This is a genomic window from Streptomyces sp. NPDC029139, from assembly GCF_055564335.1.
Window position 1 is genome coordinate 267,723 of sequence record NZ_JBVHWN010000002.1, and the last position, 15,491, is coordinate 283,213.

10 protein-coding genes are annotated in these 15,491 nt (G+C 73.0%); 7 read left to right on the top strand and 3 right to left on the bottom strand.

Translation table 11 applies throughout. The features are described from left to right. Nucleotides 1-104 precede the first annotated feature (104 nt). The 3 genes from ACZ4VW_RS05340 to ACZ4VW_RS05350 form a co-directional block, all read right to left on the bottom strand. Entirely contained in the window at nucleotides 105-1,565 is a 1,461-nt protein-coding gene (locus ACZ4VW_RS05340) for a glutamate synthase subunit beta (RefSeq protein WP_467958637.1), read from the bottom strand. Then, nucleotides 1,558-6,117: a glutamate synthase large subunit gene (gltB, locus tag ACZ4VW_RS05345; RefSeq protein ID WP_467958639.1), complete on the bottom strand. Its 4,560-nt coding sequence runs from the start codon at nucleotides 6,115-6,117 to the stop codon at nucleotides 1,558-1,560. Before gltB ends, ACZ4VW_RS05340 begins: the two co-directional genes overlap by 8 nt. Before the next feature lie 416 nt (nucleotides 6,118-6,533). Then, a complete protein-coding gene (locus ACZ4VW_RS05350) occupies nucleotides 6,534-7,262 on the bottom strand; it encodes a VIT1/CCC1 transporter family protein (RefSeq protein WP_467958641.1) in 729 nt (242 codons plus the stop codon). 231 nt (nucleotides 7,263-7,493) lie between these two features. Between ACZ4VW_RS05350 and ACZ4VW_RS05355 the strand changes: the two genes are divergently transcribed. The 7 genes from ACZ4VW_RS05355 to ACZ4VW_RS05385 are packed head-to-tail and all read left to right on the top strand — an operon-like array spanning nucleotide 7,494 to nucleotide 15,439. Further along, entirely contained in the window at nucleotides 7,494-8,504 is a 1,011-nt protein-coding gene (locus ACZ4VW_RS05355) for an ADP-ribosylglycohydrolase family protein (protein WP_467958643.1), read from the top strand. After that, nucleotides 8,501-10,003: an ADP-ribosylglycohydrolase family protein gene (locus ACZ4VW_RS05360; protein WP_467958645.1), complete on the top strand. Its 1,503-nt coding sequence runs from the start codon at nucleotides 8,501-8,503 to the stop codon at nucleotides 10,001-10,003. The genes ACZ4VW_RS05355 and ACZ4VW_RS05360 overlap by 4 nt, the downstream gene beginning before the upstream one ends. Further along, nucleotides 9,984-11,135 carry an ADP-ribosylglycohydrolase family protein gene (locus tag ACZ4VW_RS05365; RefSeq protein ID WP_467958647.1) on the top strand — a complete coding sequence of 384 codons (1,152 nt, stop codon included), beginning with the start codon at nucleotides 9,984-9,986 and terminating at the stop codon, nucleotides 11,133-11,135. Before ACZ4VW_RS05360 ends, ACZ4VW_RS05365 begins: the two co-directional genes overlap by 20 nt. Next, nucleotides 11,132-12,520: an ADP-ribosylglycohydrolase family protein gene (locus tag ACZ4VW_RS05370; protein WP_467958649.1), complete on the top strand. Its 1,389-nt coding sequence runs from the start codon at nucleotides 11,132-11,134 to the stop codon at nucleotides 12,518-12,520. The genes ACZ4VW_RS05365 and ACZ4VW_RS05370 overlap by 4 nt, the downstream gene beginning before the upstream one ends. Next, the gene (gene rbsK, locus ACZ4VW_RS05375; protein WP_467958651.1) at nucleotides 12,517-13,437 is read left to right on the top strand and encodes a ribokinase; all 921 of its coding nucleotides are present in this window, start codon (nucleotides 12,517-12,519) and stop codon (nucleotides 13,435-13,437) included. The genes ACZ4VW_RS05370 and rbsK overlap by 4 nt, the downstream gene beginning before the upstream one ends. Then, nucleotides 13,434-14,639 (top strand): CaiB/BaiF CoA transferase family protein, encoded by a 1,206-nt coding sequence (locus ACZ4VW_RS05380; RefSeq protein ID WP_467958652.1) that lies wholly within the window; start codon nucleotides 13,434-13,436, stop codon nucleotides 14,637-14,639. The genes rbsK and ACZ4VW_RS05380 overlap by 4 nt, the downstream gene beginning before the upstream one ends. Next, on the top strand, nucleotides 14,636-15,439 hold the full coding sequence (locus ACZ4VW_RS05385) for an HpcH/HpaI aldolase/citrate lyase family protein (RefSeq protein ID WP_467958654.1): 804 nt from the start codon (nucleotides 14,636-14,638) through the stop codon (nucleotides 15,437-15,439). The genes ACZ4VW_RS05380 and ACZ4VW_RS05385 overlap by 4 nt, the downstream gene beginning before the upstream one ends. Nucleotides 15,440-15,491: the final 52 nt, after the last annotated feature.

Here is a 15,491-nt window from a genome sequence, read left to right on the forward strand (position 1 = left end):
CCGCGGCGCCCGCCCAGTCGTCCGGTCGGGGACATTCGGGGGGCGCCGCGCTCAGTTCCGTACGTCGTTGTACGGGACGTCTTGGGGGTCCTCGGACCCGGGGGTCAGACCGTCAGGGCACGGTCCGTCGGGCGGATCGGGGCCGGGAGGTCGCTCGCGCCCGTGAGGAAGCGGTCGACTCCGCGGGCCGCCGAACGGCCCTCGGCGATCGCCCAGACGATCAGCGACTGACCGCGACCGGCGTCGCCCGCCACGAACACGCCGTCCACGTTGGTGGCGAAGTCCGCGTCGCGAGCGATGTTACCCCGCTCGTCGAGGTCCAGACCAAACTGCGCCACCAGGCCGTTCTCCACGTCCGTACCCGTGAAGCCCATCGCGAGCGTGACCAGCTGGGCCGGGATCTTCCGCTCCGTGCCCGGCTTCTGCGTCAGCTTGCCCTCGACGAACTCGACCTCGACCAGGTGCAGGAACTGGACGTTGCCGTCCTCGTCGCCCTCGAAGTGGGTGGTGGAGACGGAGTAGACCCGCTCGCCGCCCTCCTCGTGCGCCGAGGTGACCTTGTACAGCATCGGGAAGGTCGGCCACGGCTGGCCGGCCGTGCGCTCCTCGCCCGGACGCGGCATGATCTCCAGCTGCGTGACCGAGGCCGCGCCCTGGCGGTGGGCCGTGCCCACGCAGTCCGCGCCGGTGTCGCCGCCGCCGATGACGACCACGTGCTTGCCCTCGGCCGTGATCGGCGGGGTCACGAAGTCGCCCTCGACGACCTTGTTGGCGAGCGGCAGGTACTCCATCGCCTGGTGGATGCCGGACAGCTCGCGGCCCGGGACCGGCAGGTCACGCGCGGTGGTCGCACCGGCGGCGATGACCACGGCGTCGTACCGCTTGCGCAGGTCCTTCGCCGTGATGTCGCGGCCGATCTCGACGCCCGTGCGGAACTTCGTGCCCTCCGCGCGCATCTGCTCGATGCGGCGGTTGATGTGCCGCTTCTCCATCTTGAACTCGGGGATGCCGTAGCGCAGCAGCCCGCCGATGCGGTCGGCGCGCTCGAACACGGCGACCGTGTGGCCGGCCCGGGTCAGCTGCTGGGCGGCGGCGAGGCCCGCCGGGCCGGAGCCGATGACGGCGACGGTCTTGCCGGACAGGCGCTCGGGCGCCTGCGGCTTGACGTCGTTGCGGTCCCACGCCTGGTCGATGATGGAGACTTCGACGTTCTTGATGGTGACGGCCGGCTGGTTGATGCCGAGCACGCACGCGGCCTCGCACGGAGCCGGGCACAGACGGCCGGTGAACTCCGGGAAGTTGTTCGTGGCGTGCAGCCGCTCGGAGGCCTGCTCCCAGTCCTCGCGGTAGGCGTAGTCGTTCCACTCGGGAATGAGGTTCCCGAGCGGACAGCCGTTGTGGCAGAACGGGATGCCGCAGTCCATGCAGCGGCCGGCCTGCTTGCTGATGATCGGCAGCAGGGAGCCGGGAACGTAGACCTCGTTCCAGTCCTTGACTCGGTCGCCCACCGGACGGGTCTTGGCGACCTCGCGCCCGGTGGTCAGGAAGCCCTTGGGGTCAGCCATTGGTCGCCGCCTCCATCATCTTCTCGGTGGTCTCGGCCTCGGAGAGACCGGCGAGCTCAGCGGCGTCCTTGGCGGCGAGCACTGCCTTGTACGTGGTCGGGATGATCTTGCTGAAGCGGTCCACGTTCACGGACCAGTCGGCAAGAAGCTTTTCCGCGACCGTCGAGCCGGTCTCCTCGTGGTGGCGGCGCACGACATCGTGCAGCCACTGCTGGTCGGAGTCCGTGAGCGCCTCGACGGCGGACAGGTTGCCGGAGTTGACGTTGTCCCGGTCGAGGTCGATGACGTAGGCGACGCCGCCGGACATGCCGGCCGCGAAGTTGCGGCCCGTCTCGCCGAGGACGACGGCCTGGCCACCGGTCATGTACTCGCAGCCGTGGTCGCCCACGCCCTCCGAGACGACCAGGGCGCCGGAGTTGCGGACGCAGAAGCGCTCACCGGTGCGGCCCCGCAGGAACAGCTCGCCGCCGGTCGCACCGTAGGCGATCGTGTTGCCGGCGATGGTCGAGTACTCGGCCAGGTGGTCCGCGCCGCGGTCCGGGCGGACGATCACGCGACCGCCGGACAGGCCCTTGCCGACGTAGTCGTTGGCGTCGCCCTCCAGACGGAGCGTGACACCGGCCGGCAGGAAGGCGCCGAACGACTGGCCGGCGGAGCCGGTGAAGGTGATGTCGATGGTGTCGGCCGGAAGACCCGCGCCGCCGAACCGCTTCGTCACCTCGTGGCCGAGCATGGTGCCGACCGTGCGGTTGATGTTGCGGATCGCGACCTGGGCCCGGACCGGCTGCGCCTCCTCGGCGGACGCCGCGTTCAGCGCCTCGGCGGCGAGCTGGATCAGCTCGTTGTCGAGGGCCTTCTCCAGACCGTGGTCCTGCTCGACGAGGGCGTGGCGGACCGCGCCCTCGGGCAGCTCGGGCACGTGGAAGAGCGGGGCCAGGTCCAGGCCCTGCGCCTTCCAGTGCGTGACCGCGCGGCTGGTGTCCAGCAGCTCGGCGTGGCCGACGGCCTCTTCGAGCGTACGGAAGCCCAGCTCCGCGAGGAGCTCGCGGACCTCCTCGGCGATGAACTCGAAGAAGTTGACGACGTACTCGGCCTTGCCGGAGAAGCGGTCGCGCAGGACCGGGTTCTGGGTGGCGATGCCGACCGGGCAGGTGTCCAGGTGGCAGACGCGCATCATGACGCAGCCGGAGACGACGAGCGGCGCGGTCGCGAAACCGAACTCCTCGGCGCCGAGCAGCGCGGCGATGACGACGTCACGGCCGGTCTTGAGCTGACCGTCGGTCTGGACGACGATCCGGTCGCGCAGGCCGTTGAGCAGCAGGGTCTGCTGGGTCTCGGCGAGACCGAGCTCCCAGGGACCGCCCGCGTGCTTCAGCGACGTGAGCGGCGAGGCGCCCGTGCCGCCGTCGTGGCCGGAGATGAGGACCACGTCCGCGTGTGCCTTGGAGACACCGGCGGCGACCGTGCCGACGCCGACCTCGGAGACCAGCTTCACGTGGATGCGGGCCGCCGGGTTGGCGTTCTTGAGGTCGTGGATCAGCTGAGCCAGGTCCTCGATGGAGTAGATGTCGTGGTGCGGCGGCGGGGAGATCAGACCGACACCCGGGGTGGAGTGCCGGGTCTTGGCGACCCACGGGTAGACCTTGTGGCCGGGCAGCTGGCCGCCCTCGCCGGGCTTGGCGCCCTGGGCCATCTTGATCTGGATGTCGTCCGCGTTGACCAGGTACTCGCTCGTGACACCGAAGCGGCCGGAGGCGACCTGCTTGATGGAGGAGCGGCGCGCCGGGTCGTACAGGCGGTCCGGGTCCTCGCCGCCCTCACCGGTGTTGGACTTGCCGCCCAGCTGGTTCATGGCGATGGCGAGCGTCTCGTGCGCCTCGCGGGAGATCGAGCCGTACGACATGGCGCCGGTCGAGAACCGCTTGACGATCTCGGAGACCGGCTCGACCTCGTCGATGGAGATCGGCTGTCGGTCCGTGGAGAAGCCGAACAGGCCGCGGAGCGTCATCAGGCGCTCGGACTGCTCGTTCACCCGGTCCGTGTACTTCTTGAAGATGTCGTACCGCTTGTTGCGCGTGGCGTGCTGCAGGCGGAAGACGGTCTCCGGGTCGAACAGGTGCGGCTCGCCCTCGCGGCGCCACTGGTACTCGCCGCCGATGTCGAGCGCGCGGTGCGCGGAGGGGACGCCGGAGACGGGGTACGCCTTGGCGTGGCGGGCCGCGACCTCCTTGGCGACGACGTCGAGACCGGCGCCGCCGATCTTGGTGGCCGTGCCGTTGAAGTACTTCTCGACGAAGGCGGTGTCGAGGCCGACGGCCTCGAAGACCTGGGCGCCGCGGTAGGAGGCGACGGTCGAGATGCCCATCTTGGACATGACCTTGAGGACGCCCTTGCCGAGGGCGTAGATCAGGTTGCGGATCGCCTGCTCGGGCTCCAGGCCCTCGATGAAGGTGCCGGCGCGGACCAGGTCCTCGACCGACTCCATCGCGAGGTACGGGTTGACGGCGGCGGCGCCGTAGCCGATGAGGAGCGCGACGTGGTGGACCTCGCGGACGTCCCCGGCCTCGACCAGCAGACCCACCTGGGTGCGCTGCTTGGTGCGGATGAGGTGGTGGTGGACGGCCGCGGTGAGCAGCAGCGAGGGGATCGGCGCGTGCTCGGCGTCGGAGTGCCGGTCGGAGAGGACGATCAGGCGGGCGCCGCCCTCGATCGCCGCGTCGGCCTCGGCGCAGATCTCCTCGATGCGGGCGGCGAGCGCGTCGCCTCCGCCGGAGACCCGGTACAGACCGGACAGGGTCGCGGCCTTCATGCCGGGCATGTCGCCGTCGGCGTTGATGTGGATGAGCTTGGCCAGCTCGTCGTTGTCGATCACCGGGAAGGGCAGGGTGACCGAGCGACAGGAGGCCGCGGTCGGCTCGAGCAGGTTGCCCTGCGGGCCCAGGGAAGAGCGCAGGCTCGTCACCAGCTCCTCGCGGATGGCGTCGAGCGGCGGGTTGGTCACCTGGGCGAAGAGCTGGGTGAAGTAGTCGAAGAGCAGCCGGGGGCGCTCGGACAGGGCCGCGATCGGCGAGTCCGTACCCATGGAGCCGATCGGCTCGGCGCCCAGGCGGGCCATCGGCGCGAGGATGACGCGCAGCTCTTCCTCGGTGTAGCCGAAGGTCTGCTGGCGGCGGGTGACCGAGGCGTGGGTGTGGACGATGTGCTCGCGCTCGGGGAGGTCCTCGAGCTCGATCTCGCCGGTCTCCAGCCACTCGGCGTACGGCTTCTCGGCGGCGAGACCGGCCTTGATCTCGTCGTCCTCGATGATGCGGTGCTCGGCCGTGTCGACGAGGAACATCTTGCCGGGCTGCAGGCGGCCCTTGCGGACGACCTTGGCGGGGTCGATGTCGAGGACGCCGACCTCGGAGGAGAGGACGACGAGGCCCTCGTCGGTGACCCAGTAGCGGCCGGGGCGCAGACCGTTGCGGTCGAGGACCGCGCCGACCTGGACGCCGTCGGTGAAGGTGACGCAGGCCGGGCCGTCCCAGGGCTCCATCATCGTGGAGTGGTACTGGTAGAAGGCGCGCCGGGCCGGGTCCATGGAGTCGTGGTTCTCCCACGCCTCGGGGACCATCATCAGGACCGAGTGCGGCAGCGAGCGGCCGCCGAGGTGGAGCAGCTCCAGGACCTCGTCGAAGGAGGCGGAGTCGGAGGCGTCCGGGGTGCAGACCGGGAAGATGCGGTCGAGCTTGCCCTCGCCGAAGAGGTCGGAGGCCAGCTGGGACTCGCGGGCCACCATCCAGTTGCGGTTGCCCTTGACCGTGTTGATCTCGCCGTTGTGCGCGACGAAGCGGTACGGGTGTGCCAGCGGCCAGCTCGGGAAGGTGTTGGTGGAGAACCGGGAGTGGACCAGGGCCACGGCGGTGGCGCAGCGGCGGTCCGACAGGTCCGGGAAGAAGGGCTCCAGCTGGCCGGTGGTCAGCATGCCCTTGTAGACGATCGTGCGGGCGGAGAGGGAGGGGAAGTACGTCCCGGCCTCGCGCTCGGCGCGCTTGCGCAGCAGGAACGCCTTGCGGTCCAGCGCGATGCCCGTGTTCTCGCCGTCGGCGACGAAGAGCTGCCGGAAGACCGGCATGGTGGAGCGGGCGGAGGCGCCGAGCAGCTCGGGGGCGACGGGGACCTCGCGCCAGCCGAGGATGTTCAGGCCCTCCTCGGCCGCGATCGCCTCGATCTGCGAGACGGCCTGTGCGGAGCCGTCGGCAGGGAGGAAGGCGATACCGACGGCGTACGCGCCGGCGGCGGGGAGCTCGAAGTCGGTGACCTCGCGCAGGAAGGCGTCCGGGACCTGGAGCAGGATGCCCGCGCCGTCCCCGGAGTCGGGCTCGGAGCCGGTGGCGCCGCGGTGCTCGAGATTGCGCAGTACGGTCAGCGCCTGCTCGACCAGTGCGTGACTGGCTACACCGGTGAGGGTGGCCACGAACCCGACACCACAGGCATCGTGTTCGTTACGGGGGTCGTACATCCCCTGCGGAGCGGGGCGACCGTCCATGGGCGACCAGGCGTCGGAACGCATCGGCTCTCCCGTCGTCGTCGTGGCATATGCAGCAGCCGAGGGACGACGTTGGCCCTCCGCGAAATTTCGTGCAGGTTACATGATGGCTGGCTTCTCGCAGAACGGATAGCTCATTCCAGCATGCGGACACCGCTGACACGGAGCGGTGGCATTGGTTCACCATCAGGACAGGTCGATCTTGGGTGATTCGAGCGGAGTCGACGACCGGTCGCAGAGCGAGCCTCATTGCCCGCGGCGCTTACGCCTCATGCCCGGTGGTCATGCATTCGAAACCGCCGGGTAACGGCTAGGTATGTTGCGCTGTGCATAGTGTCTCACCGGAACGGCCGATCCGCCCAGGGGATGTACGTCACAGCAAGCATGCACGCGAAAGGCCCCCGCCGCAGAACGGAGGCCTTCCGGAGTGGACGCGGACGTCAGAGCGCGGCGCCGAAGAGCATGCCCAGCCCGTACGTGACGGCCGCCGCGGCCCCGCCCAGGACGAGCTGGCGCAGCCCGCTGAACCACCAGCTGCGGGCGGTCACCCGGGCCACCAGCGCGCCGCAGGCGAAGAGCCCGACGAGCGCCAGGAGCACCGCGGGCCACAAGGCGGTCGCCCCGAGCAGGTAGGGCAGGACGGGGAGCAGCGCGCCCAGCGCGAAGGAGCCGAACGACGACACCGCGGCGACCGTGGGCGACGGAAGGTCGTCGGGGTCGATGCCCAGCTCCTCGCGCGCGTGGATCTCCAGCGCCTGCTCCGGATCGCGGGAGAGCTGCATGGCGACCTCGCGGGCGAGCGCGGGCTCGACGCCCCGGGAGACGTACAGCGCGGCGAGCTCCTCCATCTCGTCGATCGGGTGCTTGCGCAACTGGCGTCGCTCGACGTCCAGTTCCGCCAGGACCAGCTCGCGCTGCGAGGCGACGGAGGTGTACTCGCCGGCCGCCATGGAGAAGGCGCCCGCCGCGAGTCCGGCGAGACCGGTGATGACGAGGGTCTGCTGCGAGACCGCGCCGCCCGCGACACCGGTCATCAGGGCGAGGTTGGAGACCAGGCCGTCCATCGCGCCGAAGACCGCGGGACGCAGCCAGCCGCCGTTGACGTCGCGGTGGGTGTGGTTGTCGCGGTGGGCCTCGTGCAGTGGCGCCTGCACTTCGATGATGGACATGGTTCTCCCCTGTTTTCTTCGGCGGGCCGGGCTGCGCCCGCCGCCCCCAACACCCTCGAAAATACGCTCGATGTAAGGGGTGCGCCAGCAAGGCAGGCCGTACTTACTAAGGCTGACCTTGCCCTTTTCCGAGGGGTCGGCCGGGTGTCAGCCGGGTGACAGAGACGTCCGCACGAGGTCATCGCCTCCTCGGCGTGGCACAGATCCAGGAACCGTGAAAGGGGTTCCCGGATGGCGAGCGAGACGAGAACGATGGGATGCGATACGCGCGAGCGCGCGAGGGGCGCGCTGCTCGGCCTCGCGGTCGGCGACGCGCTCGGCGCACCCGCCGAGAACATGCGCCCCTCGGAGATCCGCCGCCGCTGGGGCCGGATCGAGGGCTTCGTGTCGGACAGCCCGGCCGGTACGGACGACACGGAGTACGCGATCTTCTCCGGCCTGCTGCTCGCCCGGCACGGCTCGGCCCTGACCGTCCGGCATGTGGAACGGGCCTGGCACCACTGGATCGCCGACCTCGACGAAGGACCCTTCCGTGGGGCCGGGTTCAGCGAGCGCGGGACGCTGGAGAACCTTCGCCGCGGCCTGGCGGCCCCCATCTCCGCCCAGCACCGCCACGCGTGGTCGGACGGGCTGGCCATGCGGGCCGCGCCGTTCGGCGTCTTCGCGGCCGGCCGCCCCTCGGAGGCGGCCCGGCTGGTCGCCATCGACGGGAGCGTCAGTCACGACGGAGAGGGCATCTACGGGGGCCAGGCGGTCGCGGCGGGCGTCGCGGCGGCGATGGCCGGGGCGTCGGTGACCTCGGTGATCGCGGCGGCGCTCTCGGTCATTCCGATGGACTCCTGGACGGCCCGCTCGATGCGCCGCGCGGTGGTCGCGGCGCAGCGGGTGGAGCCGGACCCGCCGGCGCGCGAGCGGGCGGTCCGCTCGGCGGTCGTCATCGGCGGCTACCCGTGGACGGACCTGGCCCCTGAGGCGGTCGGCCTGGCCTTCGGCGCCTTCGCGGCGGCCCGCGGGGACTTCCGTACGGCGGTCCTGACCGCGGTCAACATGGGCCGCGACGCGGACACCACGGCGGCGGTCGCGGGCGCGCTGGCGGGCGCGGCCTCGGGCATGTCGGCGATCCCCCCGGAATGGTCGGCGGCGATCGCCCCGGTGACGGGCAGCTGCCTCCCCTCGATGCGGGGCTACCACGTCCTGGACATCGCGGACCTGCTGACGACGGACGACGAGGAGGCGGCATGAGCGCCCCGCCCTCCGCGCCGCGGGCATACGGCTCCCCCTCCACCGGCCCCGCGCCGGCGGGGCCCGCTCCCGCCACCGCCGCGGGCGATCGCCCCGCCCTCGCCCCCACCCCCGCTCCCGCCACAGCCGTGGGCATCTCTTCCGCCGGTGCGCGACGGGTGGGCGCGGCCCGCGAACGCGGCGTTCCTGACGAGTACGGCGACCAGGGGGCCGAGGGGGCCGCGCACCGGACCGAGGGGACCGCGCACCGGACCGGTGCCGTACGCCGGGACCTCGGGGCCACGACGCGACCGGGCGCCCCGGAGGTGGACGGCGCCCACGAGAGCCCCGGGTCCGCCGCACGCCCCGGCACCCCCGCACGGCGCGAGGCCATCGAGGGTCTCCTGCTCGGTCTGGCCGCGGGCGACGCCGCCGGCTGGCCCGCGGCCCGACACCGAGCCGCCCGCATGCCCGAATGGACCCGCCGCCTCACCCGCGAGCTCGACACCTTCGCCGAGCAGAACGCCACGACCACCCTCCCCGTCCCCATCGCCCTCAACCAGCCCCCCGAGCCCCTCCGCCTCGGCCCCTCCGACGACGCCGAGTGGGCGGTCTTCACCGCCGAGGCGGTCCTCGCCGCCCACGGTCCCCTCTTCGCCGCCCTCCCGCCCGAGCGCCGCCTGCGCGCCGCCGTCGACCTCGCCTGGAACTCCCTCGCGAGCCAGGTCGCCGCCGCCGCGGACCGCGCCCCCGAGGTCGAGTCCGCCGTACTCCCCCTCCGCGCCCGGATCTCCGTCCGGGCGGGTCTCGGCAACCTCGCCACCGGCCTGCGCCCGCCCGCCACCGGCCACGACAACCCGCACTTCTTCGACGACGCCGCCTGCGTCCGCGCCGTCGTGCTCGCCCTCGTCCACCCCGGGGACCCGGCCGCCGCCGCCGACCTCGCCGAGTTCGACGCCCGGTACACCCAGGACGGCGACGGCGTCCACGGCGCCCGCTCGATGGCGGCGGCGATCGCCGCCGCCCTCGGCGGGGCGACCGTCGACGAGGCCGTCGAGGCGGCCCTCGCCCAGCTCCCGCCGGCCACCGAGATCGGCCGCAACGCCCAACAGGCCGTCAAGATGGCACAGGACGCGACGAGCGCCTTCGAGCTCGTCCCGCTGCTGGAGCACCAGATCGTCGACCACGTCTACAGCTACGGCATCGCCGCCGCCGAAACCGTCCCGGTCGCGCTCGCCCTCGCCACCGCCGCGCGCGGCGAGGTGTCCGCGGCCGTACCCGCGGCCGCCTGTCTCTCGCGTGTCGCGGACTCCGCCCCCGCGCTCGTAGGGGCGCTCACCGGCGCGCTCGGCGGCGCCGGTTCCCTCCCCGCCACCTGGCGCGACGCCTGCCGCACGCTCGCCGGCTGCGCGCTCCCCCGTCTCGCCGGCACGGACCTCGTCGAACTCGCCGGGCTTCTGGGAGACACGGAACTGGCCACACCGGGTGGACAATTCCGACATGACACCCACACTGGATGACCGGATCACCGGAAGTCTCCTCGGGGCCGCCGTCGGCGACGCCCTCGGCGGCCCCGTCGAGGGCTACACCCCCGAACAGATCCTGGAGCGCCACGGCGGCCGGGTCACCGGCATCGTCGGGCCCTGGAACGGCGACGCCTGGCGCACCGCGCGCCCCATCGCGCCGTACCACAAGGGCGACGGGCACGTCACCGACGACACCCTGATGACCCACGCCCTGATCCGGGTGTACGAGAAGGTCCGCGACCACCTCGACGCGTACGCGGTGGCGGACCACCTCGTCCCCGACCTGCTCACCACCCCCCGCTGGATCCCTGAGCTGGAGGCCGAGGCCCTCCCCCTCCAGCGGATCTTCCTCGCCGAGAAGTGGCTGGTGGCGCGCCTCCACTACGGCCATGTCGACCCGCGCGAGGCGGGCAGCGGAAACATCGTCAACTGCGGCGCCGCGATGTACATGGCGCCGGTCGGCCTCGTCAACGCGGCCCATCCGGAGGGTGCGTACGCGGAGGCCCTGGACATCGCCGGCGCCCACCAGTCCTCGTACGGACGGGAGGCGGCGGGCGTCTTCGCGGCCTCGGTCGCGGCGGCGTGCGCGCCGGGGGCGACCCCGGACTCGGTGGTGACGGCCGCGCTCTCCCTGGCGAAGGACGGCACCCGCGCGGCGATCGAGGCGGTGTGCGAGGTCGCGTCCCGGCACACGGACGCCGAGACCGCCCTCGCCCCCCTCCGCAAGGCGGTGGCGCCGTTCGACACGGTGGGCCCGGACTACCGCGCGCCGTCGCTGGGCGCGCGCCGGCCCTCGCGGCTCCACGCCATCGAGGAACTCCCGATCGCGCTGGGCATGCTGCTGGTCGGGGCCGGCGACTTCCGGCGCACGGTCCTGGGCGCGGTCAACTACGGCCGGGACTGCGACTCGATCGCGACGATGGCGGGGGCGATCGTCGGCGCGCTCCGCGGGGAACCGGCCGTCCCCTCCGACTGGTCGAAGCAGGTGGCCGAGGCGAGCCGGCTGGACCTGCACGCTCCGGCCCAGGCGCTGGCGGCCGTCGCGCACGAGGTCTTCGCCCGCGACACGGCCCGCCGCCGGGCCCACGAGTCGGCGTACGCGGCCCTGACGAGCGCGGCCCGATGAACCTGCGCGTCACCTGGGTCCAGCCGGAGGACCTCGTCGGCCACGAACTCCGCCAGGCGGCGGAGGACGGCCGCGAGGCATCCTCGATCGCCACGCGCTGGTTCGCCGCGGGCGGTCACCCCGCGCCCCTGACGGCCGGCGCGTCCGCCTCCCCCCGCCCGGGCCTGCGCGCCCTGGCCGAGCGCCTCCTGGACGAGCTGGCCACGCTGCCCCGCCCCTCGTCCTCGACGGAACCCACGTCCCTGTCCGCCATCCAGGCCCTGACGGCCCCGCACGCCTCCCCCGGACCCGTCACGGTCCCGGCGCGGCACGGGGCGGGGGGAACGGACCCCCTGCTCGACCGGCTGCACGCCGCCTGGCTCGGGCGCGCCGCCGGATGCCTGCTGGGCAAGCCCGTCGAGAAGCTGCCCCTCGCCGCCATCCGCGCCCTCGCCCGCGCCACCGGCAACTGGCCCCTCACCACCTGGTTCACCGCGATCGGCGTCCCCCGGGACCTCCTCGAAGCCCATCCCTGGAACCGCCGCTCCGCGGCCACCTCCCTCGCCGAGAACATCGACGGCATGCCCGAGGACGACGACCTCAACTACCCGCTGCTCAACCTGCTCCTCCTCCAGCGCCACGGGCGCGACTTCACCACCGCCGACGTCGCCCGTCTCTGGCTCGACGAACTCCCCGCCGGCCGCACCTTCACGGCCGAGCGCGTCGCCTACCGCAACCTCCTGGACGGCGTCGAGCCCCCGCTGACCGCCGTCCGCCGCAACCCCTTCCGCGAGTGGATCGGCGCGCAGATCAGGGCCGACGTCCACGGCTGGACGCACCCCGGCGACCCGGCCGGCGCCGCCGCGCAGGCGTACCGGGACGCGGCGCTCACCCACACCGCCAACGGGGTGTACGGCGCCATGTTCGTCGCCGCGACGATCGCCGCCGCCGCCTCCGGGACGGCCGACGTCCACCGCGCCCTCGCCGACGGGCTCTCCGTCGTCCCGCCCCGCTCCCGGCTCGCCGCCGCGGTCCGCCTCGGCGTCGAATCCGCCCGTGCGGTCCGGGACTTCGACACGGTCGTCGACCGACTCCACGCGGCCCTCGGCGGGTATCACTGGGTGCATGCCGTCCCCAACGCCGCCGTCCTCGCCGCCGCGCTCACCCACGCCGACGGCGACTTCTCCCGCTCCGTCTGCGCGGCGGTCTCCGGCGGCTGGGACACCGACTCCAACGGCGCCACCGCCGGTTCCGTCGCCGGTCTCCTCGCCGGCCACCCCGACCGGCTGCCCGAGCGCTGGACCTCCCCCCTCAAGAACCGGCTCGCGACCTCGATCCCGTCCTTCGACGGCATCGGCTTCGACACCCTGGCCGAACTGACGTATCTGGAGGCAGTACGCCCATGACCAGCATCGTGGTGCTCGGCAGCACCAACATGGACCTCGTCGCCTTCGTGCCGAGGGCCCCCGCCCGCGGAGAGACCGTCACCGGACGGGAGTTCCGTACGATCCCCGGCGGCAAGGGCGCCAACCAGGCCGTCGCCGCCGCCCGGGCCGGTGCCGACGTGTCGCTGATCGGCGCGGTCGGCGCCGACGACTTCGGGGTACGGCTCCGGGCCGCGCTGGAGGGGGCCGGCGTCGAGACCGACCTGCTGCGCACCGTCGAGGGACCTTCCGGCACCGCGCACATCGTCGTCGACGACGAGGGCGGCAACGCGATCGTCGTCGTCCCCGGCGCCAACGCCACCGTCACCTCCCTCGACCACGGCGACGAGGCCCTGATCGCCACCGCCGACGCCCTGCTCCTCCAGCTCGAACTCCCCCTCCCCGTCGTGACGGCGGGCGCCACCACGGCCCGCCGGCTCGGGGTCCGTACCGTCCTCACCCCCGCCCCCGCCCAGCCGCTGCCCCCCGAACTCCTCGCCGTCACCGATCTCCTGGTCCCCAACGAGCACGAGGCCGCCACGCTCACCGGCGTCGCCGACCCGCACGCGGCCGCCGCCGCGCTGCTCACCCATGTCCCGGAGGTGGTCATCACCCTCGGCGCGGCCGGCTGCCTCCACGCCGCCCGGGGCAGCGAGCCGTTCACCCTCCCCGCTCCCCGCGTCCGCGCCGTGGACACGACCGCCGCCGGCGACACCTTCGTCGGCGCGCTGGCCGTCGCCCTCGGCGAGGGCAGGCCCGTCCGCGAGGCCCTGGCCTGGGCCTCGACCGCCGCCTCGCTCTCCGTCCAGCACGAGGGCGCCTCGTCCTCGATGCCGTACCGCTCGGAGATCGACGCGGCCCACGGCTCCCTCACCGGCCAGGAGGTCGACGCCGTATGACCCGCACTCCCGAGACCACGCCTCCCCTCCAGGGGCTGCGCGTCCTCGATCTCGCCACCCTCTTCGCCGGCCCGCTCGCCGCGATGATGCTCGGCGACTACGGCGCCGACGTCGTCAAGATCGAGCACCCCCGCAAACCCGACCCGTCGCGCGGCCACGGCCCGGCCAAGGACGGCGTGGGTCTGTGGTGGAAGGTCCTCGGCCGCAACAAGCGGGCCGTCACCCTCGATCTCTCCACCCCCGGCGGCCGCGACACCCTCCTCCGGCTCGCCGCCGACGCCGACGTGATCGTCGAGAACTTCCGCCCCGGCACCCTCGAACGCTGGGGTCTTGGCTGGGAGGAACTGTCCACCGTCAACCCGCGGCTGGTCCTCGCCCGGGTCACCGGCTTCGGCCAGTTCGGCCCGTACTCCCACCGTCCCGGCTTCGGCACCCTCGCCGAGGCGATGAGCGGCTTCGCCGCGATCACCGGCGAGCCGGACGGCCCGCCCACCCTCCCCCCCTTCGGTCTGGCCGACTCGATCGCCGCCCTGGCGACGGCGTACGCGGTGATGACCGCGCTCCACGCCAGGACCACGACCGGCCGCGGCCAGGTCGTCGACATGGCCATCATCGAACCGATGCTCTCCGTCATCGGCCCCCACCCCCTCTGGTACGACCAACTCGGCTACGTCCAGCCCCGCACCGGAAACCGCTCCCGCAACAACGCTCCGCGCAACACGTACCGCACCTCGGACGGCTCCTGGGTCGCCGTCTCCACCTCCGCCCAGTCCATCGCCGAACGCGTGATGCGGCTGGTCGGCCGCCCGGAGCTGATCGACGAGCCCTGGTTCGCCGACGGCACGAGCAGGGCCGCGCACGCCGACGTCCTCGACGAGGCGGTCGGTTCCTGGATCGCCCGCCACACCCGTGACGAGGCCATGGCCGCCTTCGAGAAGGCGGAGGCGGCGATCGCGCCCGTCTACGACATCCGGGACGTGATGGAGGATCCGCAGTACCGCGCGCTGAACACCGTCACCGAGGTCCCGGACCCCGAGCTGGGACCGATCCGTATGCAGAACGTCCTCTTCCGGCTCTCGGAGACCCCCGGCGCGATCCGCTGGGCCGGCCGGCCGCACGGCGCGGACACGGCCGAGGTCCTGGCCGAACTCGGTCTCTCCCCGGCCGAGATCGGCGCCCTGCGCGACAAAGGAGCCGTATGAGCCGTACGCCCCTGCCCCTCACCTGGCTGTACGTCCCCGGGGACCGTCCCGCCGTCGTCGAGAAGGCCCTGGTCTCGGGCGCGGACGTGGTGATCGTCGATCTGGAGGACGCGGTGGCCCCTGACCGCAGGGCGTACGCCCTGGCCGCCACCGTCGACCTGCTCGCCGACTCGCATCCCGTACCGGTCCACGTCCGCATCCACACACCGCACGACATCCCCCCACTGGCGCCCCTCCCCGGGCTGAGCGGTTTCCGTGTTCCCAAGGTGACACACGCCACTGACATCCGCCGGATCGCCGAGGCCGCCCCCGGCGTCCCGCTCTTCCCGCTGCTGGAGAACGCGCTGGCGCTGGAGCACGCCTACGCCATCGCGTCGGCGACCCGCGCCGTCCACGGCATCGCTTTGGGCGAGGCGGACCTCCGCGCCGATCTGGGGGTACGGGACGAGCGCGGTCTCGACTGGCCGCGCAGCCGCCTCGTGGTCGCCGCCCGCGCGGCGGGCCTCCCGCCCCCGGCCCAGTCGGTCCACCCGGACATCCGCGACCTGGACGGTCTGGCGGCGAGCTGCGCGCGCGGCCGGGCGCTGGGCTTCCTGGGCCGGGCGGCGATCCATCCCCGCCAGCTCCCGGTCATCGAGCAGGCGTACCTCCCGACGCCCGACGAGGTCGCCGCGGCCGAGGAGGTCGTCAAGGCGGCGGAAGCGGGGGAGGGCGCCCTGGCCCTTCCGGACGGCCGCTTCGTCGACGCGGCGGTCGTGGACGGCGCCCGCCGTGTCCTGACCCTCGCGGCAAGGGCCTGACCCACGGGCCCCGCACCACGCGCTCCCTCCGCCTGCCGCGGCGTCCGGTCCG

Excerpts from the sequence above, each read along its gene's own strand:
- ACZ4VW_RS05340 (WP_467958637.1), bottom strand. The coding sequence starts at position 1,565 with ATGGCTGACCCCAAGGGCTTCCTGACCACCGGGCGCGAGGTCGCCAAG.
- gltB (WP_467958639.1), bottom strand. The coding sequence starts at position 6,117 with ATGCGTTCCGACGCCTGGTCGCCCATGGACGGTCGCCCCGCTCCGCAG.
- ACZ4VW_RS05350 (WP_467958641.1), bottom strand. The coding sequence starts at position 7,262 with ATGTCCATCATCGAAGTGCAGGCGCCACTGCACGAGGCCCACCGCGAC.
- ACZ4VW_RS05355 (WP_467958643.1), top strand. The coding sequence starts at position 7,494 with ATGGCGAGCGAGACGAGAACGATGGGATGCGATACGCGCGAGCGCGCG.
- ACZ4VW_RS05360 (WP_467958645.1), top strand. The coding sequence starts at position 8,501 with ATGAGCGCCCCGCCCTCCGCGCCGCGGGCATACGGCTCCCCCTCCACC.
- ACZ4VW_RS05365 (WP_467958647.1), top strand. The coding sequence starts at position 9,984 with ATGACACCCACACTGGATGACCGGATCACCGGAAGTCTCCTCGGGGCC.
- ACZ4VW_RS05370 (WP_467958649.1), top strand. The coding sequence starts at position 11,132 with ATGAACCTGCGCGTCACCTGGGTCCAGCCGGAGGACCTCGTCGGCCAC.
- rbsK (WP_467958651.1), top strand. The coding sequence starts at position 12,517 with ATGACCAGCATCGTGGTGCTCGGCAGCACCAACATGGACCTCGTCGCC.
- ACZ4VW_RS05380 (WP_467958652.1), top strand. The coding sequence starts at position 13,434 with ATGACCCGCACTCCCGAGACCACGCCTCCCCTCCAGGGGCTGCGCGTC.
- ACZ4VW_RS05385 (WP_467958654.1), top strand. The coding sequence starts at position 14,636 with ATGAGCCGTACGCCCCTGCCCCTCACCTGGCTGTACGTCCCCGGGGAC.